The organism is Paenibacillus sp. 01T443 (genome assembly GCF_056398325.1).
Genome location: NZ_JBFTPE010000006.1, coordinates 79,076 through 98,876, shown reverse-complemented (window position 1 = coordinate 98,876; position 19,801 = coordinate 79,076). Strand labels below are relative to the sequence as shown.

The following is a 19,801-nucleotide window of genomic DNA, read 5'->3' as shown; positions in this document are numbered from 1 at the left end:
GCTTAAGCGTAATGCTGCGTAAAACAGTGCTGCTCGTCTTATGTATGTGTTTGCTTACAGGCTGCTGGAGCAGGCGTGAGCTTAATGAGTTGCTAATCGTGTTAGGCATTGCCGTTGATTGGGAGGACGGCGAATATCTGGTCTCCTATCAGGTCGTTAATCCCAGCGAAATTTCTGCTCAGAAACAAAGCGGAGACCGTCCTCCCAGCACGCTCTACCAAGGGAGAGGCAAAACGATGTTTGAAGCCGCACGTTCCTTGACTGCCGAGGCGCCGCGTAAAGTATATGCCGGACATTTGCAAATCTATGTGATCGGAGAAAAGCTCGCAAGACGGGGAATCGGTGACTTTCTTGATAACACGCTGCGGGATAACGAGGCACGAATGGATTTTAATGTCGTTGTAGCAAAAGGGGCGAAGGCCGAGGATATTTTGAAAATTTATACGCCCTTGGAGAAGCTGCCGACCCAAAACATGCTGAGATCGCTGGAAACCTCGGAAAAATCATGGGCGCCTACGGTCTCGGTTACGATGGATGAAATTTTAAGCATCCTCTCCGGAGACGGCAAAGAGCTGGCGCTTACGGGCATTCAAATCATCGGCAGCCAGAAAAAGGCGGAGTCCAAGGAAAACGTAGAAACCTTTTTGCCTCCCGGCCGCTTTCGCTATACGGGACTCGCGGCGTTCAAGAAAGATAAGCTCATCGGTTGGCTAAATGAAAAGGAGAGCAAGGGTTATACGGATATCACGAATAATCTGGAAAGCACTTCGGTGGAGCTTAAATGCAGCGGAAATAAATATATGGGGATTGAGATTACCTCATCGGATTCCCGAATTAAAATGGAAATGAACGATGGTCTGCCTGAAGCGCATATATACTTTCAGACGGAAGCGAACCTAGTAGATCGGGCATGCAAAGAGGTGAACCTTAACGATCCGGCTGAGATTGAGAAGCTTGAGCATCAGGTCGAAGGCGTGATGCAAAGCAATGCGGATGCTTCTGTAAAGCATGTCAAGAAGCTGAAGTCCGATATATTCGGGTTTGGCAGCACGCTTGGAAAGCAGCATCCGGAAATGTGGAAGAAGATGAAGAAGGGCTGGAATGAAGAAGGCTTCCAAGCGCTGAAGCTTCACTATCATATTGAGGTGCATCTCCGTAAAACAGGAACGACAGGCAATACAACGATGAAATAAGGAGCGTTCAACGGGAGGCTGCAGCAATGTCATCTTTTATTGGCGTAATGGCCATTGCCGTTTGCGCGGCATGGTGGGAGCTGCCAAAGCTTGTTGAGAAGAAGAGAAAGAAGGAAATTTTCATATTTATGGCTCTGCTGCTGCTTGGGGCCGGATTATACGGGGCTATGACGCTGAATGTTAAGCTCCCGAATCCATTTCTTCTGCTTAAAGTAGTCTTTGGCAGGTTTTCGTAAGTATGGCAATCAACGTTGAAGGAGGGACTGCTGTGAGTAAAGGTGTCGTAAGCGATAACGGTCAACTATCTTCCAGGCAATTTATGATCTTGGTCATTCTATGCACGGTAGGAGATTCTATACTGATTCTTCCTATGATTATCGCGGCAGCCTCCAAGCAGGATGCATGGCTTACGATGCTGCTTAGTCTTGTTTTGGGACTTGGTGTAGGCGTGCTGTACGGACTTCTTGCGAAAAGAATGAAGGGGCTTAGTTTGATTGCCTTCGTGCAGGACGCTCTCGGAAAAGTGGCAGGGAGCGTGGTGTGCATCCTCTTTATTATCTATTTCATATACCTGCATATCACCTTGACGAGTGAAATGTGTCAATTCATGACGACGCAATTAATGCCGGAGACACCGAATAATGCTATTTTCATCCTATTCATAGCCGTTGTAATCATTGCCTATCGGCTCGGCGTCGAAGCTTTCGCCCGAATGGGCGAGCTTTTATTCCCTGTTTTTATGCTGCTATTTATTTTTATGGTCGTATTCCTGCTGCCGCAGATCGAAGTCGACAAGCTGGAGCCGGTTTTGGCAGAGGGGATCAAACCTGTAATGAACGGTGTCCTGAGCTCGGTGACTATACCGTTTACCGAGCTGATCGTCATTCTCATGCTTGTGCCCCATTACAAAGGAATCAAGAATACGATGAAGCCGCTGCTCGCGGGGATAGGAATCGGAGGGTTGATTTTATTCGTTACGGTTTTATTATGCGTGCTGGTGCTTGGTCCGAGTGTAATGGAAAGCAAATATTATCCGACCTTTGTTCTCGCTCAGAAAATAACGGTAGGAAGTTTTTTGGAGCGAATGGAGGCTATTCTGACTTTTATGTGGGTAATAACGGTTTATTATAAAACCTTGCTCATCTTTTACGCCATTACGAAGAGCATTGAGCAGTTGTTTGGATTAAAAGAAAGCAATATGCTCACCATCCCGCAGGCAATGCTATTACTTGTAGGCTCCGTCATCGGTACGCCTAACATCGTAATCTATAACGAGATTATTAAAACCGTATGGTCTCCGTTCGATGTAACCATTTGCTTGCTGCTGCCCGCCCTGCTGTTAGGCTGGTCCTATATAAGGGGAAATCGCGAGAAAAAGGCAGTAGAACAGAATTCGTGATCGATTTACTCTTATTCCCGCTAACAGAGTCAAATGCCTGCATGCTATAATAGAGTTATACGTGTAACTTATGTGGATAGGATCAGGGTCTCCTCGGAGCGGAGGGACCCTTTTTTATTGGAAATACGGGTTGCCATACATAGCAGGAGGGGATTAGATGGCAAAAAAAGGACCGAAACGGCCTACCAGAGATGAGTTTGAGCTGGAGGAGCTGGGTGAAAGATTGGTAGAGGCTAAGCAGGAAGGCACGGAGCTGCTGCTCACCATTTGGGCAGCGGAAGAACAGGTAAGAGGCGTAATTACCACACTCGATTCCAGAACGAAGAAGGTTCATGTGGAATATATGGGAAGCGTAACAAAGGTTCCTTTTCTAGATATTATGAAGATAGAGAGTCCTTATTAATACGAATAGTTTTGAAGTAAAAAAACCTCCCTCGTTCAAGCTGAACGGCTGGGAGGTTTTTTTTACCCAACCGTCAAGCCTCGTTTGAGCAATGCGGAGTAGAGGTCTATAATGGAATAAGGCTACCGTAAGAAACACTTATTCATTCATGATGGAGGAGGATCTACATACATGTACCCAACACARCAGCATTTGGAAAATTACGCAGCGCTTGCCGTTAAGGTCGGCGTCAATGTGCAGCAAGGGCAGACGGTGGTCGTCATGGCTCCGATTACCGCAGCTCCTCTTGTGCGTCTTATTGCGTCAAAGGCATATGAAGCCGGCGCCAAAAACGTGCATGTGGAGTATAACGACGAGGAGCTATCCCTCATTAAATACAAGCAAGCGCCGGATGAGGCTTTCTCGGAATATCCGATGTTCCGCGCAAAGGCTTGGGAGGATTTCGTGGAGCAGGGCGCGGCCTTTATTACTATCTATTCGCCAAACCCCGACTTGCTTAACGATGTCGATCCGACTAGGGTGGCAACGGCTTCTAAGGCGGCATCAACCGCGCTTAGCGGCTATAGAAGCTCGCTCATGAACCATACGAATGCCTGGTCGCTGCTTTCGTATGCGACACCAGGGTGGGCAGCTAAGGTTTTCCCTGATTCCGCGCCGGAGGAAGCTGTTCAGAAGCTGTGGGAGCGGATCATCGATGCAACCCGCATTGGGCTGGAGGATCCGATTCAGGCCTGGAAGGAACATAACGCAAAGCTGCTCCAAATGGTTGAGGTGCTCAATGACAAACGCTATAAGCAGCTTCAGTACGAGGCACCAGGCACGAACCTAACCATTGAGCTGCCGGAAGGCCATATTTGGCTGGGCGGCTCCAAGGCGAATGCCAAAGGCATTTTCTTTAATCCGAATATGCCGACGGAAGAAGTATTCACCATGCCGAACAAGGATGGCGTTAACGGAACGGTTCGCAGCACCAAGCCGCTTAACTATAACGGGCAGGTCATCAACGGCTTCTCCTTGACCTTCAAGGATGGCAAAGTAATCGATCATTCGGCTGAGCAGGGCTATGAGGCATTGACTCATTTATTGAACACGGATGAAGGGGCAAGACATTTGGGCGAAGTTGCGCTTGTGCCTCATGACTCGCCAATCTCCAATTCCAATGTGACTTTCTTTAATACGCTTTATGATGAGAATGCCTCCTGCCATTTGGCGCTAGGCCAAGCTTATCCGGTTAATCTTAAAGGCGGCACCAAAATGTCACCCGAGGAGCTTCTCGCTCATGGAGCGAATAGAAGCCTTACCCATGAGGACTTCATGATCGGATCGCCGGACATGAATATCGACGGCGTGACGCAGGATGGAAACCGCGAGCCGATCTTCCGCAACGGCAATTGGGCGATTTAATATTAAGGTTAACTTTTCTAAGAAAAGGCTCTGGTTCCGCAGTTTATGCTGCCAAACCAGAGCCTTTGTCATGCAATCGCCGTTAATGACGCTTCAAAAATAAAACTTTTGCATCTCCGCCGGTACGCCATTGCGCATCAATAGCTCCGCGAGAGTCTCGCTGGCAGCGGGCGAGTCGCCCGATATCAGCAGCCGGACGGCAAATTTATTCGCTTGACGTTCGTATTTTCCCGCATTGAAAAACGATTGCTCATCCAGCCAAAAACGGTTAAAGCCCGGATGCAGCCGGTCATGCCCAAGCTCATGGGCGCATACGAACCTGCGCCAATCCTCGGGAAGCTTATCGTGAATGACGATAAAGCGGCGCCTCAGCTTTTTGAAATAGAGGCCTCTCGTTCCTTCGCCAAGATCAGCATACCGGATATGAATGCCAATGCCCTCGGCAATGGTGAACGGGTCGTTGGTCTTGAATTTCCGGATGAGCTTCAAAATCAATTTATCCATAGCAACACCTACCCTTTGGCATCATCAGGAGCATGGCCTGCCGCCTCGGTCTTTTTTTTGTGTTTATTCATTTGTTTCGCTTCCCAGAATAGCCCGGTCAGCACATCCATAACGCGTTGACGGTCATCCTTGCTCATTGGAACGCCGTCGAACATGATTTCCCCGTCTTCCTCCAGCAGCTTCTTGAAATCACGCTTATCCTTATACGTCGCCCATTCGGGAATAGTTGCTGCCGAAGCGCCTCGTCCAAGCAAGTAATCGGTCGTCGTATGTAAGATATCGGCTAGCATTTGCAAATCCTCGCTCGTTGGCGTCACGCGGTCATTCTCGATATGCCCCAGATTGGACCGGCCCATTTCGAGATGGGAGGCGACCTCCTGCTGCGTTAATCCATGTTCAACTCGCAATTGCTTAATTCTCGCTCCTAATGACATTATGAATACCCTCCATTTTCGTTAAATGGTATTTTAGATACTTGACGGTAATTAAAATACCCAATAAAATGAGTTTCATCAGATAGACTCTTATTGTTATGTACGAAGGTAAATAAAATGATAGTTTTAATACTCTTTTTTTAGTCTAATGCTTGATTTCGATAGTGTCAATACCGTGGATGCGCGATAGTTTTTTGAAGAAAGAGTATTTTAATTACCGAAAGGATATTTTTTTTGAATAAAATAAGAACATATGTTCTTATTTTGGTTGTTTTTTAAGCTCTATATACCACTTTTAATACAAATACAAACAGAAAGGATGCTGCAATCGAATGGAGAACAAGGAGATCTATTTGTCCGGCAATGAGCTTGAAACCTTTAAGAATTATCAAGAAAGTCATGACAAGCTTTTTGAGGACCGAGTCATTCAACGCTTTTTTGAAAATAAGAGCCACGTTAAGCTGCTAGTTGGTTGTATGAATGGTGATGCTGCTTGCATGCAGCAGCTGGAGGAGACCTTTCGAAAGTATTTTTTTGAATGCCGCTTTACCAAATATTTGGCGGGAACGATTCGCTTTTATACGATTGAATTGCTGCGGAATCAACAAAAATATAAGCAGCGAAACCAGCTTATTTTYGACTCGCCGGCTTCCGATAAAGGTGAAGCAACCAGGGGAGAGCTTATGCTGTCAAACCTAACCGATCAATCCTTCAGCCTCTCATACACCTCAGATCCATGCCAAATGGCAGCATCGTTTACGAATGATGACTTAACAACTATCTTTGAAACCCTCTCTGTAAAACAACGCCAAGTCGCTGCTTTAGCATACGGCCTGCGCTACCAAGACAATGAAATCGCCAAAATACTTAAAGTAAGCCCTCAAGCAATTAGCAAATCGAGAAATAAAGCATTGGAAATCATACGCTGCTCGCTTGCCGGAAAGGGGGTGAAATAATGCTGGAGACTTTAGCGATTACGCCTCTGCTTGCAGCGGTTGGGCAGGTTGGATTTCCGATTGTTCTGGCTGGTTATTTGCTTATTCGATTCGAGAGAAAAATCGAAGCTTTAACTGCCTCCATAACGGAATTGATTCATGCTGCCCGAAATAAATCAAGCGAAAGCGAGGACAGCGATGGTTAAAATGCTGTTTGATAAAGTGAAGGCGGCACAGCTGGGGGATAAGGAGTCATTAGGGCTGATCATCGAAGCCTTCACTCCGGCTATTCGACAAGCAAAGCATCAAACAAATCGAAACGAACAGGATGATGTGCAGCAAGCGATCATAGAAATGCTGATTCATAAAATACTCTCCTACGATTTATCTCAGACATTGGATTACTCTGCTTTTTGCAAGCTGAATCAATGCGAGTCAAATGCCAAGTTAAATAGGTTAGAGAGAAACGACTACAGGGAGGAGGGATATTGATACCCGGGATGCATGACCTTGAGCCAAACACCGCAGTTGGGATGCGGATTCCCGCTTTAGGCATTTGCGCATTTACTGCAAAAGCCCATACGCTTTTCTCCCTGAATCATAGGATACTATGTACGTTAACAAAAAGGAGATGACCACATGAGTTATGGAGTAGCGGGAGCAAATGTTGGACCTGGGCACTGCGCGCCTTATCCGGTTGCGGGCGTAGGCACGGGCTGCGGCGGCGGTTTTTCTAACATTGGTTTTATTCTAGTTCTCTTTATCCTACTTGTCATAATTTCTCGTTCTTGGCTGTAATTTTTCAAAAAAACACCGCGTAACGAGCTTATGGCGCTTTGAATATCAGCAGCCGTTTACGCTTGGCTATTGTATGTTCTTCAGTTTCACTAAGCGTATTTTCCCACTAACTGCAAGCATAAATAACAGCCCCAAGTGCCTGAGCGCTTGGGGCTGTTATAGCTGTGCGATAGGGACGAGCTAAGCTGGATGCAGGCTTTATTCTGTAATGGTTTTCGCGACCAAAATCAAATCCAAGATGTCGACAGCGCTGTCTTTATTGATGTCTGCGCTTTTTATTTGCTCCCAATCCGCTGCTCCTGCTTGCTTGCCGTAATGCATGACGACGAGCGCCAAATCCGATACGCTTACTTTTCCGTCTTGGTTCTGATCGGCAGGGTTGGTTACAGCTTTTGGCGATACTTGGATGTTTAGGCTGTGAGTCCCGGCGATGACTTCATGTTCTCCGTTTGACAGCACGACGGATTCAACAGTTACCTTGCCTGATACAACGCTTTGCGTCTCTTTGGCTTTGAAGGTAAGCTCTACGATCTGCTGATCGCCAGTAACCGCATTTTCCACGCCTTCGCTAGCAAGGATAAGCCGCAGCTTGCCATCCTGATCATGAATGGTATTCACGATTTGGACCTTGTCTATGAGTGAACGGCTTGATACATATTCCATGACATTCGGGTCATAGCTGAATGATAGATCCTGCGCATAAACCGAATCCGTTACCGAAAGCAAGCCAAGCTTCACTGTAAAAGCAGAGCCGGCAACGACCGCCGTATTTCCTTCCAAGACAGCAGCGGGGCCTGACTCCGCTTCCGTCTCTTCCTTCACTGCAGACGTAAGGTTGGGCAGTGCTTCTTTTCCTTCCACATTGGCAATCATAGCTTGATAAAGCGACGCGGCTGCAGCATTATTTTGACCCTGTGCGACCAGTCGTACAATGGGCTTATCCGGCATAATGAGCGAATCGGCAGCAAGCACAATTCTTGTTTTGCCATTTGCGGATTCGTTACGCAGCACGGTTACGCCAGCCTGAAGCGGCTGGATAGACTCAATAAGCGAATTCCCTGTTTCCAACTCAATGTCAATCGCTTTGGCATCCGAGCTAAGCTGGCTGACTGCAAGCTCGTAGCCCTTTAGTTCTTTTGAGGAGGAATCTACGACTTTAGTCAATTGAAGGTTAGGCGCATCCGACTTGTTTTGCTCCTTCTGAGGCACGAACATGCCGTCAATGGTCTTGGAATCCCCGATCGGCGCATCTACCTCCAGCGCAGCCAGCACCGTTGCCGCGATATCCTTTGTTGTTCCTCCCTGCAAAAGCTTTTCCTTACCCGCATCCGTTGCTACAGTCCTGCCATTGGCCGCTATAAAGACGGTTTTGGCGAGCGCAGAGTCTTGGCCATGCGCGGTAGCGCTGCCCAGTGTATGATCGGCGTTTTCGGTGCCGCCGCCATGATCGGCCGTCATTAGAATCAGCGTATCATCCAGCAGGTTTTTGCTGCTTAACGAGTCATAGATGATTTTTACGAGCTTATCTGTTTCCATTAGCTTTGCATAATAATCCTTGGTATAAAAACCGAGAGAGTGCCCGACGCCATCCACATCATCCAATTGGAAAAAAATAAGCGATGCATCGTATGCTCTGCCATCTGCCGCATATTGCGCAAATGCGTTTACGTTTGTTTTGTCGCTCGAGGAGTAGCCCTCGACGCCAAGTGAAGGCTCAATATGGCCATTAATGATATTGGCCCAGGTGGAGAAGGCGGCAAGCTTGGTCTGAGGAAATTGTTCTCTCAGTTTTTTGAAGATGGAAGGGTACTCCGACGTTTCGCTGTATACATTCGTTGCGCTGATTGTATTGTCAATTTTATGCTTGCTGTAGTCTACGCCGTTTAGCATGGCGCCCCAGTTCGGCGAAGAGACGGTCGGCAGCGTCGTTGTCACGGAATAAGAAGCGGCGCCATGCTCGATGATATTGCGCAGTGCAGGCAAATTCAGGCGGTCTCCTACCTTTTCTTTCACGGAGCTGGCTGTTTCCCAATAAGGCGCATCCTTCGATACGGAGATGCCAGCACCGTCAATTCCAATCACGACAACGCGCTTGTATGGCATATATTTTACTTTATCCGCGATAGCAGTCAGCTCTTGCGCGGATTTGCCTTGCGCCAAGGCGACATCACCGATCGTAATATGGCTGTCCTTGTTCATATCTTCTTGCGTCTTAGCATGAATTTGAACGGTTTGCGCAGGCGTATTTAGCGTTTCCTTCTCGTATTTGGCACCGCCCATATAGAAATCGGCAGAGTTCACTTGAATCGTCCCTTGTCCCCCTTTGCTTTTCGCGAAAAAGTAAACCTGAGACAGGGTAGAAGTTGCATATTCCAGCGGATTGGCGTTGCTGTATACGCTGCCGGCAGGAAGCTCCAGCTTTACAATGCCCGGTGTAGAGGTATCTGCTGAGGTTGCTTTTGTCGCGCGGGAGAACGTAAATTTGTCGCTGTCATATTTAATTTCCACGCTCACTCGGTCGATCGCGCTTGACATGGCAGGCGTACGCAGATCGAGATTTTGCCGGAATTCGGTACCCTCAGCCGTTTGCATTGCGCCTACGAAACCCAATGTGCCGGAGAATTTCTCATTGGCTTCAATTGGGGGCGCGCTGTTGAAAAGCTCCGTTACTTCTGCCGCCGTGACAGCGCGGTTCAAAATTTGAACATCATCAAGCTGTGCTTCGAGCGCAGCAGAATAATTTCCTGTGCCGTCATTGCCCAGCATCGTAGAGAGACCGGAATCAATCGTTCCCGTGCGCCCGGCAATACTGATCGCGCTGGCAATGTTGTTGTATTTGGTTCCGTTTGATGTAGATACGGCTACGGGCACGCCGTCCTTATAGAAATCAACGCGTCCGACCGTACGGTCATGAGAGACGACGATATGATGCCAGCTGCCGTTAGCGACGTTAGGAATATCGGCATCAATACGAGTTCCGCCTGCCGTGTTGTAATTCCAGCGCAGCCCTTTGTCCGTTTTGAAGGAGAGATTATAGCCGACATTTGCGCCGCTGTTCCAATCTTTGTTGGAAATAATGGAAGGGTCGGATGCCACGCCCGGGGATTTCACCCAGAATGAGAAGCTAAAGCTTTTGTCTGTCCCGAATTGCAGCTGCGAAGGCTTGCCTAGATTAATATACTGCTTGCTGGCGCTTGTTGATTTTAGGGATAAAGCCTGTCCGATTCTGCCGGCAACGTAAGTAGGGGTACCGACGACGGTCGTTGTCAGCTGGTTAGCCGAGCTGTCTGAAGCATCGTTCTCAAAGCTCAATTTAGCATGCAGGTCTCCTTCGACTACGGCTGCAAAAGCTTTATCGCTAAGCGGTACAAATCCGCCTGAAGCCGTAATGAGCGTGACTGCTGCCAGAGTGGACATAAACGCTTTTTTCATCTTCTTATTCATGAATAATAACCTCCAATTTTTTAGGGAAATGGTCTATCTTAACGAACAAAATTAGCTGTTACACTTTTATTGCTGATTAAGCATATTCTCGCATCCTTTCCACACTAGGATTAAAACAAATTGAATCGTGACTTTAAATTATGTTTTTAATTGTTTTCATGTGTTTTTGTTCTTTCTTCATCATAAAGTTGTGTTGTTAATCAGGTGTAATCGCAATATGAAGAAATTAATAAATAGGGAAGACCCCATGCTTGCCTGTTAAGTTCAAGCGGTCATCAGGTGTAGGGTGATGAATGGATGGCAACGGTGGATGTCCAGTGCTTGGTGCAGCGGAAAGCTGATTTTGCTCGTTCCTGTAAAATAAGTTGTGAACCAAGTTGTGGAGCCGTTCTGAATTAACGGTAAAATACGGCGATAAATGCAAGAGAAATTGAATCGAAGCATGATTAGAGGTAAAAATCGGCGTTAATTTAGGTTGTGAGCTTGATAATGCATGTAAACGGGAGGATTAACGCCAAAAATTCCCGTTATTTTGTTTGAGCGATCGAAATGGGAGAGATTAACGCCATATTTTACCGCTATTTTTTATTGGATTGCCAATTAGAAGCTATATAAAAGAAGAGGACAATCGAGGGGTAGGAACGATGGAGAGGTTTGGAGATGTAGGAGCTGAATGAGTAAGAGGTGCTAGGTGTGCTAGATGAGTTGGATGAGCTGGATGAGTAAGAGGTGCGAGGTGTGCTAGTTGAGTTGGATGAGCTATAGGAGTAGTAGGATATGAATGGGTGAGGGGATGAGCTGGTGGGGGCGAATGAGTTGGATAAGTTGGAGCTGCGAGGTGAGCTAGATGAGCTTGAGCTGGAGGATTGGAAGAACGAGAGGAGCTGGAGAAGCGAGGTGAGTTAGATGAGTTAGATGAGCAGGAGGAGCTGGATGAGCTGGATGAGCAAGAGGAGCTGGAGAAGCTATAAGAGCTTTAAGAGCTTTAAGAGCTATAAGAGCTTTAAGAGCTTTAAGAGCTTTAAGAGCTTTAAGAGCTTTAAGAGCTTTAAGAGCAGTAGGGCTGGATGAAATTGATGAGCGGGAGCGTTCGCCATTGTCTCCCTAGCTGCCGAAAGCAGCGGTAGCTAGGGAGCAAGGGAGACATAGCGACCTGAAGCTCATAACCCATCACCGTAGTGAAGACATGCATTACAAAACAACGCGCAACGAAATTGCGGCTTTACTGCTATCTAGGCAGCAGAGCCGCAATTTCTCTAAGCGAGCTTATTTCAAAGGTGGGACGGGGCGCATCGCATGGCGGCCGCTTGCCTGAACGATTCAGCCAGGCGTTTGCCATGCCGGCACCGTTCGCTCCCAGGATATCGGTGTACAGGTTATCTCCTACCATGAAGCAATCTTCTGCGCAAAGACCAGCCAGCGCCATGCAGTGCTCGAAAATTTTAGGCGACGGCTTGCCCCATCCAACCTCGCCTGAGATGACGATATGGCGGAAGAACGCAGATAAACCGCTAACACCCAGCAGCTTTTCTTTCTGTAGATCCGGTGTGCCGTTCGTAAGCAGCATAAGCGGATAGGCCTTACTTAATGAATGCAGTACCTCGAATGTATCTTCATATATATAAGGGCGCTTTCTTCTTTCTATAGGAAACGTTTCGGCCAGATGCACAGCCAATTCTTCGTTTTGGATGCCCAATTCCTTTAGTCCGTTTTCCCAAACCTCTTTACGAAAAAGAGGGGCTTTTTTCCTCATATACAGCAGCTCAGATGCTGTCCCATCGTCAAAGCGCGCCCACATTGCTTCCAGTGCCGTTACCTCTATGTTGGCTAAATAGGAGTTAACTGCAAGTTTCTTAAATGTGGATTGCGCTTGTATTAGGACGGCTTCCTTAAGCAGCATAGCGGGTATGCCTTCCGAGTGAGCTGCTGCCTCGCATGTGGCATCAAGAGCTTCATCTGTACTTTTTTCATCCCAAATCAGCGTATTGTCGAGATCAAAGATGATCGTATTCATCGGCCGCATCATTCCTTTGTTTTGGTTGGTTGTGTGTGTTTAGAAACAAGGAAACAATCAGTTAGCTTCCTGCAAATCTATATTAATATGAAAAACAAACTAAAAACAACGATAAAACAATTAAACACACAATCTTTACATGTGTTTGATATTCTCTTAACAAAACTCTTTTAGAATTCAAATAAGCAAAGAAACAAAGCCTCCATTCATTCATACGTTCATGAAGCATCGATAGGAGGGCACAAGGAGAATGAGGATGAAAAATGACGGATTGGCGATTAACGGTATTCGCAAGACATTTGGCAGCTTTCAAGCGCTCCAAGATGTCAACGTCCATATTCCAAAAGGAAAATTCACATGCCTATTAGGTCCAAGCGGCTGCGGCAAGACGACATTACTTCGTATTATCGCGGGTCTCGAGCAGGCGGACACAGGCTCGGTCATGCAAGACGGCAAGGATATTTCAATGCTGCCTACAGCGAAACGGAATTTTGGCATCGTTTTTCAATCCTATGCATTATTTCCGAATCTGACCGTTAGCGAAAATATTGGCTACGGCCTAAAAGGGAAGCAGCCAAAGCGCCAGATTGAAGAGCGTGTGAAGGAGATGCTCGAGTTGATCGGTTTAACGGCAATAAGGGACAGGTTTCCTGCACAGCTCTCAGGCGGGCAGCAGCAGCGTGTTGCGTTAGCTCGAGCCATTGCCTTATCACCTGACATTTTGCTGCTGGATGAACCGCTTTCCGCGCTTGACGCGAAGGTGCGGGAGAAGCTGCGCGAGCAGCTATGCGAGCTGCAGGAACGGCTTGGCATAACGACCGTTATGGTGACGCATGATCAGGAGGAAGCGCTGACGATGGCAGATCAGATCGTCGTCATGGATCATGGGCAGGTGGTGCAGATTGGTACGCCGCAGGAAGTCTACGATAAACCGAAAACCCCGTTTGTAGCTGATTTTATCGGAGCGATTAATTTCTTTCCGGCTGGAACGGCAAGGTGGAAGGGAGCCGGTCCGAACGACCTGCTGGCGATCAGGCCGGAGCATATTCAGATCGATGAAACACAAGGCTCAGCGGCTGATCAAAGGGAGGATGGAATTAGCGGCTTTGTTCAGCATGTGGAATTTCGCGGCGCTTTCTATCGCGTAAGTCTGCAGCTTGCCAATGAACTAGGCCGCCATTCGGATATGAACGTAACCGTGGACATCTCTTCGCAAACCGCTAACCGTTATGATTGGTCACGCAATAAGCTGTTTCATCTTCATATGCCGCAGGAGCGTATGCTTCATTATCCAGCGGCAGGCGCTGGGATCGTAGAGGAGTAAATGATGAAATTGAAATCAAATCAAGTATTGTCCTTACAAGCGGCGGGGCGGAGCAAGCGGAAGAAGATGGAAAGTAATTGGCTGTTAAAGCTGCTGCTGCTTGTTTTATTGCTGGCGCTTGTTACAGCGATCGTGCTGCCGCTGCTGTCGATGTTTAAACAGGCGTTCACGGATACCGAAGGCAACTGGGTGGGATTAAATCATTTTACGACCTATTTGCAGTCTAAATCACTTATCCAATCGATGCTGAACACGATTACCGTATCTACGGCAACGACGGCTATCGCCGTGCCGCTTGCCTTTGGACTGGCTTATGTATTGACCCGAACGAATATTAAAGGGAAAGGCTTCTTTAAGGCGCTTGCGATGCTGCCGTTATTCGCGCCAACGATGATGCACGGGATAGCCCTCACCTATTTGTTCGGACATCAAGGTCTCATCTCTACCGGATTATTCGGCCTTCTGCCTTTTGAATGGCGAATTTCACTTTATGGTTCGACGGGCATCATTATCTCCGAGGTCATTTACACGTTTCCGCAGGCCTTTCTTATTTTGTGCGCAGGCCTTGCGATCAGCGATTATCGCTTGTATGAAGCGGCCGAATCGATGGGAGCGAGCGGTTTGCGCAAGCTGCTGACGGTAACRCTGCCGTCCGTAAAGTATGCGCTTCTCAGCGCTGTTGTCATTTGCTTCACGCTGAGCTTCACGGATTTTGGGGCGCCAAAAGTCGTTGGCGGGCAGTACAACGTACTTGCCACGGATATATTCAAACAAGTAGTCGGCCAGCAAAACATGTCAATGGGAGCTGTCGTCGGCATCGTTCTGACGATTCCCGCCATTATAGCTTTCGTCGTGGACCGCATCGTTACGAGGAAGCAGCAGGCATACGTGACATCAAGATCCGTTCCTTATTCGGTTAAGAACAATCGGCTTCGCAATGTCCTGGCTTATGTTTATGCCATTACTCTCTCAGCAATGGTAGTTCTCTTGATGGGAGCAGTCTTGCTGGCCTCGGTTGTGAAGAAGTGGCCGTATGATATGTCCTTTACTTGGAGCAACTTTGATTTCTCGAGTGCTGCGGCAGGCGGGTTCGATCCGTTCTGGAACAGCGTGGAGATGGCGGCATGGACAGCAGTAATCGGGACGGTTGTTACCTTCATGTTCGCGTATTTAATCGAAAACGGGCGTGTCTACCGTCCTGTCAGACAAGCTGCTTATTTCTTGTCAATCCTGCCGCTGGCGCTGCCTGGTCTTGTTATAGGATTATCTTATATTTATTTCTTTAACCATCCGGCTAATCCGTTCCACTTTATTTATGGGACGATGATCATTTTGGTTTTGGCAAATGTAGTTCACTTCTACTCCGTTCCATTCATGACGGCGACTGCAACTTTGAAAATGCTGGATAAGGAGTTCGACCTTGTCTCCGAATCGATGAATGTCTCGAAGCTGCGTACTTTCGCACGCATTACGGTGCCTTTGTCGCTGCCGGCTATTTTGGAAATGGCCGTTTACTTTTTTGTAAACGCGATGGTGACGGTATCCGCGCTGATCTTCCTGTACGCTTCGGATTTAAGGCTTGCTTCGGTATCCATCGTCAGCATGGATGACGCGGGAGATACGGCGGCGGCGGCCGCGATGTCCGTACTCGTCGTGCTGCTGAATATCATCGTGCGTTTCCTGTATGAAGCGGGCACGGCAAGGCTTCGCCGCAAAATGTCAGCTTGGCAGAAACGATAAAACGGCTTTAGCAATAGCAACAATATAACGTACATTGGAGGCAATTATCTATGATTAAAACAGTGATATTGGATTGGGCAGGAACAGTTGTGGATTATGGAAGCTTTGCGCCGGTAGAGGCATTTCGCCGGTTATTCGAAGAAAGAGGCATTGAGGCATCAGCCAAAGCGATTAGGAAACCGATGGGCCGTATGAAAAAAGACCATTTGCGCGATATTTGCTCCGATCTTGAAGTAGCTGCCGCTTGGGAGGCAAAGTATGGCAGTGCTCCAAACGAAAGCGACATCGACGAGATGTATGAGAAGTTCGAGCCGATGCTCTTCTCGATTCTCCACCACTATGCGCTACCTGTTCCAGGCGCGCTTAAGTTGATCGAGAGGCTGCGGGAGCAGGGCATAAAGATTGGAACGACGACAGGTTATACGCGTCCGATGATGGATATTATCGCACCGGAAGCGGCCAAGCAAGGGTATTCGCCAGACAGCACGGTAACGCCGGACGAAGCGGCGGAAGGCCGTCCGCATCCTTGGATGATTTATCGCAATGCGGAGCGTCTTGGCACTTATCCGATGAGCCATATCGTTAAATGCGGCGATACAGAAGCGGATATACGGGAGGGGCGAAATGCAGGGGTATGGTCGGTAGGCGTTATTTTTGGCGGCAATGAAATTGGCCTGACTCAAGCGGAAACGGAGGCTTTGACCGCAGGAGAAAAGGAAAAGCTCTTTGTGGAAGTATCGGAGCGCTTGATGCATGCGGGTGCTCATTTCATCATTCGTGAAATCGGCGAGCTGGATGGCGTGATTACACATATTAACGAAAGACTGCAGGCGGGGGAATGTCCATGAAATCATTACAACAGAATGCAGCTGTAACTGAAAATCCGTATTTGCTGTTAACGCCAGGCCCTTTAACGACGACGCGCAGTGTAAAGGAAGCGATGATGAAGGACTGGTGCACCTGGGATGAGGAATATAATCGGCTCGTCGCTTCGATAAGACAACGGCTGGTGCAGCTTGCAGCGCCGACAGCGGTGGATGCATATACAGCGGTATTAATGCAAGGCAGCGGGACATTCAGCGTTGAAGCCACAATCGGCACCGCTTTGCCAAAACAAGGCGGCAAGCTGGCCATCGCGGTTAACGGCGCTTATGGCGAGAGAATCGTGCAAATCGCCGAGGTGCTCGGCATTCCGGTTGCGGTTGTGCGGTTCGATGAGCGCAGCCCGATTGATCCGGCATTATTTGATGAGGCGCTTAGAAGTGACCCTTTGATCACGCATGCAGCTATCGTCCATTGCGAGACGACGACAGGAATCCTTAACCCGCTGCCGGAAATCGCCGAAATCATCAAGCGCCGAAATGTGACGTTTATCGTTGATGCCATGAGCAGCTTTGGCGGCGTGGATTTGAACATGCATGAGCTTGGCATTGATTATTTGATAAGCAGCAGCAACAAATGCATACAGGGGGTTCCGGGCTTTGGTTTTGTGGTTGCGCGCCGTGAAGCGATTGCCGCTTGCAAAGGTCATGCGCGTTCCTTATCTCTTGATTTGTACGACCAATGGGACATGATGGAGCGTTCGAACAGCAAATGGCGCTATACGTCGCCGACGCATGTCGTGCGAGCATTTGACCAAGCGCTAAAGGAGCTGGAGCTCGAGGGCGGAATCGCTGCGCGGCAAGAACGCTACAGCAGCAATCAGAGAGTTTTGACGCAAGGAATGGAGGAAGCCGGTTTCCATGCGCTRCTGCCGCTTAAATGGCAATCGCCTATCATTACGGCATTCCGGTACCCAAGCGCCGAGTTTTCATTCGAGACCTTTTATGCAAGCTTGAAGAAGAAAGGGTTTGTGCTGTATCCAGGCAAGCTGACCTCGGAGCCTACTTTCCGAATCGGGAGTATCGGCGATGTCCATCCGACGGATATGGCAAGGCTGGTTGCGGTAATCAAGAGCATTCAAAGCTCAATTCACAAGGAGTAGGAGGAGAAACAAGATGAAGGTATTTTGCTTAGGAGGCGCGGGCCGCATTTGTATGGAGGCGGTGCTGGATCTGGTACAGTATTCAGCTTTTGAGGTCATTACGATCGGTGATTACAATCTGGAAGCGGCTGAGCAGCTTGCTGCCTCCTTGAATGATCCACGCGTAAATGTGGTTCAAGTAAACGTGCGGAACCATGAGGCGACGGTAGAGCAGCTTCGGGGCTATGATATCGTTATGGACGGCACGACGATTACGTTAAACGGCCTTTCCACCAGGTGTATTGCGGAAGCAGGCTGTCACGGCATTAATTTGAACGGCTTTGGCGAAGAGGATGCCAGTCACGAGATTTTTGTCCATCATGGGAAAATAGGCCTGCCAGGCTTCGGGATGACGCCGGGCGTTACACAAATGATGGCTATGCATGCCGCTAACCAACTGAAGGAAGTGCATGAGGTGCGCGTGAGCCATGGCTCTTATCGGCCGATTGCTTTCTCTAAGTCGATTGCGGAAACGACTGTCTATGAGTACGATCCGAATCTTCCGGGCCGCGTGGTTTATGAGAAGGGACAGTTCATACAGGTCGAACCGTTTGCCCGGCCGAGGGAAATCAAGCTTCCGGAGCCGTATGGCAAATCCATTCAATATATTATTCCGCATGCGGAAACGCGTACGCTGGCGAAGGCGCTTGAGAGCAAGAATGTCCAATTGATAGAGGTGCGCGGAACATGGCCTCAGCAAAATATGAGGCTTGTCCGCTCGTTATATGAATACGGATTTCTACGAAACGATTCGATTAAAATCGCTGGACAAGAAGTTGGCATCATGGACGCCATCGGGCAATATTTATTTGAATCGCGCGAAGGCCACGAAACGGAGCTGTACGGTTACTCCCTGCACATTGAAGTAACCGGTATATCGGCTGAGACCGGCGAAGCGTGCAGACATACGCTCACGCATACCCATCCGGCGTCAGACGGTACGGTTGCGGGCTGGGAGAAATTGCGGGCCTACACAAGAAATGTCGGAATTCCGCTTGCGATTGCGACGGAGCTAATCGCAAGCGGCCAGACGCTTTGCAAGGATCGCGCCGGCATTGTTACGCCGGAGGAAGCTTTTGAACCAAATGTCGTATTTGAGCAGCTAAGCAAGCGAGGAATAGCCATTCATGAAAAGATTGAGAGTTTAGTAGAAGTGCGTTAGAATACGGATATTAATCTAAATGGACGCTTAAGCTGAAGATGAAGGGGAAATGGCGATGTCGCTAGCCGGAGAAGAACGGAAGCAGATCATCATTAATATGCTGCAATTGAAAGGCAAGGTTCGGACGCCTGAGCTCGTACAGGCACTCGATGTATCATCGGAGACGATCCGCCGCTATTTGGAAGAGCTGGAGGATGAGCTCAAACTCAAGCGGGTATATGGCGGCGCTGTAAAAATTAACGTAGAACGCGAAGAGCCTGCTTACGTTCGGCGTGAGGTGCAGCAAGCAGAAGAGAAAAGAAGAATTGGACGGGCAGCGGCTTCTCTGATTCAAGATAAAGACGTCGTTGTGATCGACGATGGAACAACAACGCAGCAAATGATTGATTCGCTCGCTTACAAAAAACAGCTTACGGTGCTTGTATCATCTGTCTATACGTTGAATTTGCTGATCGGCTATAAGAACCGCAATATATTCGACGGTGAAATTGTTCTAATTGGTGGCCGGATTAATCCAAAGCATTACCGTACCTCGGGCACGCTGGCGATGGAGTTTATGACTAATTTCAATGTGGACAAGGCATTTATCGTAGCGGATGGCTTGCAAATCGACAGCGGCATTACGAGCTATGAGGATGAACGGGGCGTTTTGGCGAGAACATTCATGAAGCAGGCCAAGCAAACGATCGTGTTAGCGGATTATACGAAGATCGGCACGAGCCATTTCTATAAAATTGCAGATTTCAAAGAGATTGATATGATCATTTGCGACATCGCGCCTCCGCCAGCTTGGCGTTCTAAGCTGGATGACCAGGATGTCCACTGGATTGTAGCGGAATAGCACATCAAACGTAGAGCCTTCAAGTCGATCAATGACTTGAAGGCTCTTATTTTATGCAAAATTCCCAATATTAGTCACAGGGAAAAACACAAACAAAAACGAAAAACATAAAACAAAACAATTTATTTACTTGCATTTTACAGTGCGTTAAACAAACAAGCTTATAGTAGAACTAGAGAAGAA

General features: G+C 48.1%; 19 protein-coding genes. 15 read left to right on the top strand and 4 right to left on the bottom strand.

Annotated elements, in window-relative coordinates:
* Nucleotides 1-11: 11 nt before the first annotated feature.
* The 5 genes from AC1DLI_RS11325 (at nucleotide 12) to AC1DLI_RS11305 (ending at nucleotide 4,399) form a co-directional block, all read left to right on the top strand.
* Nucleotides 12-1,193, top strand: coding sequence for a Ger(x)C family spore germination protein (locus tag AC1DLI_RS11325; RefSeq protein WP_477602545.1), 1,182 nt, complete (start codon nucleotides 12-14; stop codon nucleotides 1,191-1,193).
* A 26-nt stretch (nucleotides 1,194-1,219) separates the two neighbouring features.
* Complete coding sequence (locus AC1DLI_RS11320) at nucleotides 1,220-1,429, top strand: hypothetical protein (protein ID WP_477602543.1); 210 nt, start codon at nucleotides 1,220-1,222, stop codon at nucleotides 1,427-1,429.
* Nucleotides 1,430-1,461: 32 nt separating this feature from the next.
* The gene (locus tag AC1DLI_RS11315; protein ID WP_477602541.1) at nucleotides 1,462-2,592 is read left to right on the top strand and encodes a GerAB/ArcD/ProY family transporter; all 1,131 of its coding nucleotides are present in this window, start codon (nucleotides 1,462-1,464) and stop codon (nucleotides 2,590-2,592) included.
* 157 nt (nucleotides 2,593-2,749) lie between these two features.
* A complete protein-coding gene (locus AC1DLI_RS11310; RefSeq protein ID WP_308996342.1) occupies nucleotides 2,750-2,995 on the top strand; it encodes a YolD-like family protein in 246 nt (81 codons plus the stop codon).
* 171 nt (nucleotides 2,996-3,166) lie between these two features.
* Nucleotides 3,167-4,399 carry an aminopeptidase gene (locus AC1DLI_RS11305; RefSeq protein ID WP_477602538.1) on the top strand — a complete coding sequence of 411 codons (1,233 nt, stop codon included), beginning with the start codon at nucleotides 3,167-3,169 and terminating at the stop codon, nucleotides 4,397-4,399.
* A gap of 93 nt (nucleotides 4,400-4,492) precedes the next feature.
* On the opposite strand, the gene AC1DLI_RS11300 is transcribed toward AC1DLI_RS11305, so the two are convergent.
* On the bottom strand, nucleotides 4,493-4,903 hold the full coding sequence (locus tag AC1DLI_RS11300; RefSeq protein ID WP_308996344.1) for an ImmA/IrrE family metallo-endopeptidase: 411 nt from the start codon (nucleotides 4,901-4,903) through the stop codon (nucleotides 4,493-4,495).
* Nucleotides 4,904-4,911: 8 nt separating this feature from the next.
* Nucleotides 4,912-5,337: a helix-turn-helix domain-containing protein gene (locus AC1DLI_RS11295; RefSeq protein WP_477602536.1), complete on the bottom strand. Its 426-nt coding sequence runs from the start codon at nucleotides 5,335-5,337 to the stop codon at nucleotides 4,912-4,914.
* 332 nt (nucleotides 5,338-5,669) lie between these two features.
* Here AC1DLI_RS11295 and AC1DLI_RS11290 point away from each other — a divergent pair, with 332 nt between their 5' ends.
* The 4 genes from AC1DLI_RS11290 (at nucleotide 5,670) to AC1DLI_RS11275 (ending at nucleotide 7,070) form a co-directional block, all read left to right on the top strand.
* On the top strand, nucleotides 5,670-6,293 hold the full coding sequence (locus AC1DLI_RS11290; protein ID WP_477602534.1) for a sigma-70 family RNA polymerase sigma factor: 624 nt from the start codon (nucleotides 5,670-5,672) through the stop codon (nucleotides 6,291-6,293).
* Nucleotides 6,293-6,478 (top strand): YvrJ family protein, encoded by a 186-nt coding sequence (locus AC1DLI_RS11285; RefSeq protein ID WP_477602532.1) that lies wholly within the window; start codon nucleotides 6,293-6,295, stop codon nucleotides 6,476-6,478. The genes AC1DLI_RS11290 and AC1DLI_RS11285 overlap by 1 nt, the downstream gene beginning before the upstream one ends.
* Nucleotides 6,471-6,764, top strand: a complete 294-nt coding sequence (locus tag AC1DLI_RS11280; RefSeq protein WP_477602530.1) for a helix-turn-helix domain-containing protein — start codon at nucleotides 6,471-6,473, stop codon at nucleotides 6,762-6,764. Before AC1DLI_RS11285 ends, AC1DLI_RS11280 begins: the two co-directional genes overlap by 8 nt.
* A 147-nt stretch (nucleotides 6,765-6,911) precedes the next feature.
* Nucleotides 6,912-7,070, top strand: a complete 159-nt coding sequence (locus AC1DLI_RS11275) for a sporulation protein YjcZ (protein ID WP_477602528.1) — start codon at nucleotides 6,912-6,914, stop codon at nucleotides 7,068-7,070.
* Between the two features lie 198 nt (nucleotides 7,071-7,268).
* Here AC1DLI_RS11275 and AC1DLI_RS11270 read toward each other — a convergent pair whose 3' ends face one another.
* Both AC1DLI_RS11270 and AC1DLI_RS11265 read right to left on the bottom strand, forming a co-directional pair.
* On the bottom strand, nucleotides 7,269-10,514 hold the full coding sequence (locus tag AC1DLI_RS11270) for a LamG-like jellyroll fold domain-containing protein (protein ID WP_477602526.1): 3,246 nt from the start codon (nucleotides 10,512-10,514) through the stop codon (nucleotides 7,269-7,271).
* A gap of 1,228 nt (nucleotides 10,515-11,742) precedes the next feature.
* On the bottom strand, nucleotides 11,743-12,528 hold the full coding sequence (locus AC1DLI_RS11265; protein WP_477602524.1) for an HAD family hydrolase: 786 nt from the start codon (nucleotides 12,526-12,528) through the stop codon (nucleotides 11,743-11,745).
* Between the two features lie 256 nt (nucleotides 12,529-12,784).
* On the opposite strand from AC1DLI_RS11265, the gene AC1DLI_RS11260 reads away from it, so the two are divergent.
* The 6 genes from AC1DLI_RS11260 to AC1DLI_RS11235 are packed head-to-tail and all read left to right on the top strand — an operon-like array spanning nucleotide 12,785 to nucleotide 19,618.
* Nucleotides 12,785-13,852: a putative 2-aminoethylphosphonate ABC transporter ATP-binding protein gene (locus tag AC1DLI_RS11260; RefSeq protein ID WP_477602906.1), complete on the top strand. Its 1,068-nt coding sequence runs from the start codon at nucleotides 12,785-12,787 to the stop codon at nucleotides 13,850-13,852.
* Nucleotides 13,853-13,855: 3 nt separating this feature from the next.
* Entirely contained in the window at nucleotides 13,856-15,592 is a 1,737-nt protein-coding gene (locus AC1DLI_RS11255) for a putative 2-aminoethylphosphonate ABC transporter permease subunit (protein ID WP_477602522.1), read from the top strand.
* Between the two features lie 50 nt (nucleotides 15,593-15,642).
* Nucleotides 15,643-16,440 (top strand): phosphonoacetaldehyde hydrolase, encoded by a 798-nt coding sequence (gene phnX, locus AC1DLI_RS11250; RefSeq protein ID WP_477602520.1) that lies wholly within the window; start codon nucleotides 15,643-15,645, stop codon nucleotides 16,438-16,440.
* The gene (gene phnW / locus AC1DLI_RS11245; RefSeq protein WP_477602518.1) at nucleotides 16,437-17,576 is read left to right on the top strand and encodes a 2-aminoethylphosphonate--pyruvate transaminase; all 1,140 of its coding nucleotides are present in this window, start codon (nucleotides 16,437-16,439) and stop codon (nucleotides 17,574-17,576) included. The genes phnX and phnW overlap by 4 nt, the downstream gene beginning before the upstream one ends.
* Nucleotides 17,577-17,589: 13 nt before the next feature.
* Nucleotides 17,590-18,777: a saccharopine dehydrogenase family protein gene (locus tag AC1DLI_RS11240; protein ID WP_477602516.1), complete on the top strand. Its 1,188-nt coding sequence runs from the start codon at nucleotides 17,590-17,592 to the stop codon at nucleotides 18,775-18,777.
* Between the two features lie 55 nt (nucleotides 18,778-18,832).
* Entirely contained in the window at nucleotides 18,833-19,618 is a 786-nt protein-coding gene (locus tag AC1DLI_RS11235) for a DeoR/GlpR family DNA-binding transcription regulator (RefSeq protein ID WP_477602514.1), read from the top strand.
* The last annotated feature ends 183 nt before the right edge of the window (nucleotides 19,619-19,801 follow it).

Bases quoted from the DNA above. Each gene is read 5' to 3' on its own strand.
- AC1DLI_RS11325 (WP_477602545.1), top strand. From the start codon at position 12: ATGCTGCGTAAAACAGTGCTGCTCGTCTTATGTATGTGTTTGCTTACA.
- AC1DLI_RS11320 (WP_477602543.1), top strand. From the start codon at position 1,220: ATGTCATCTTTTATTGGCGTAATGGCCATTGCCGTTTGCGCGGCATGG.
- AC1DLI_RS11310 (WP_308996342.1), top strand. From the start codon at position 2,750: ATGGCAAAAAAAGGACCGAAACGGCCTACCAGAGATGAGTTTGAGCTG.
- AC1DLI_RS11300 (WP_308996344.1), bottom strand. From the start codon at position 4,903: ATGGATAAATTGATTTTGAAGCTCATCCGGAAATTCAAGACCAACGAC.
- AC1DLI_RS11295 (WP_477602536.1), bottom strand. From the start codon at position 5,337: ATGTCATTAGGAGCGAGAATTAAGCAATTGCGAGTTGAACATGGATTA.
- AC1DLI_RS11285 (WP_477602532.1), top strand. From the start codon at position 6,293: ATGCTGGAGACTTTAGCGATTACGCCTCTGCTTGCAGCGGTTGGGCAG.
- AC1DLI_RS11280 (WP_477602530.1), top strand. From the start codon at position 6,471: ATGGTTAAAATGCTGTTTGATAAAGTGAAGGCGGCACAGCTGGGGGAT.
- AC1DLI_RS11275 (WP_477602528.1), top strand. From the start codon at position 6,912: ATGAGTTATGGAGTAGCGGGAGCAAATGTTGGACCTGGGCACTGCGCG.
- AC1DLI_RS11270 (WP_477602526.1), bottom strand. From the start codon at position 10,514: ATGAATAAGAAGATGAAAAAAGCGTTTATGTCCACTCTGGCAGCAGTC.
- AC1DLI_RS11265 (WP_477602524.1), bottom strand. From the start codon at position 12,528: ATGAATACGATCATCTTTGATCTCGACAATACGCTGATTTGGGATGAA.
- AC1DLI_RS11260 (WP_477602906.1), top strand. From the start codon at position 12,785: ATGAAAAATGACGGATTGGCGATTAACGGTATTCGCAAGACATTTGGC.
- phnX (WP_477602520.1), top strand. From the start codon at position 15,643: ATGATTAAAACAGTGATATTGGATTGGGCAGGAACAGTTGTGGATTAT.
- AC1DLI_RS11240 (WP_477602516.1), top strand. From the start codon at position 17,590: ATGAAGGTATTTTGCTTAGGAGGCGCGGGCCGCATTTGTATGGAGGCG.
- AC1DLI_RS11235 (WP_477602514.1), top strand. From the start codon at position 18,833: ATGTCGCTAGCCGGAGAAGAACGGAAGCAGATCATCATTAATATGCTG.